This is a genomic window from Streptomyces alkaliphilus, assembly GCF_014141535.1.
GTDB lineage: Bacteria > Actinomycetota > Actinomycetes > Streptomycetales > Streptomycetaceae > Streptomyces > Streptomyces alkaliphilus.
Map to the genome: position 1 here is coordinate 1 of NZ_VKHT01001680.1, position 532 is coordinate 532.

The 532-nt window shown below is 75.6% G+C and carries 1 protein-coding gene; it reads right to left on the minus strand.

Translation table 11 applies throughout. The annotated features are described in order from the left end of the window. Window positions 1-260, minus strand: a 260-nt coding sequence (locus FNQ90_RS26295; RefSeq protein ID WP_182608573.1) for a hypothetical protein, incomplete at its 3' end; no start/stop codon positions are given. Window positions 261-532: the final 272 nt, after the last annotated feature.

Genomic DNA, 532 nt, shown 5'->3' on the forward strand with positions numbered 1-532 from the left:
GGGTTTCCGATGTCGGCCTTCCCGGCGACGGCCGGGGGGAGGCCGCCGAGAGGCGCGTTCGCGATCACCTGCCGGTCCCCGTCGGGCACGGGGAGGGCCGTCGGACCGGTGAGGACACCGGCGAGGATCATCACCGGCACCGCCAGCATCGCGACCGCACTCACACCCCGGTCGCTCGAGCCGATACCCCGGGAGGGGAGGGGGCGGGTGCCCGGGAGGAGACGGTGCGCGGCGGTGGCCGTGGTGATGGTCGAACGCATCCTCGTTCCCTTTCGCTCTCCGGTGACAGGCCCCGCCGGGGAATGTCTTCCGCTCGGCCCGGCCTCGTTCCGTGGTACGACCACGGTCCCCGAAGAGCGGGCCTCGGGGGAGGGGGTCGGCCGGCAGCAGGCTGCACCGGTGGGTGCAGGATGCTGCACCCACCGCCGGCACGGAGTCGTCCGTGCCCGTCCGTCGGGGTCTCCGGGGACGGGCACGGACGGGCACGGACCGGCTCGGGCCCGGGGGCCCGGGGCGGTCAGCGGGCCAACGC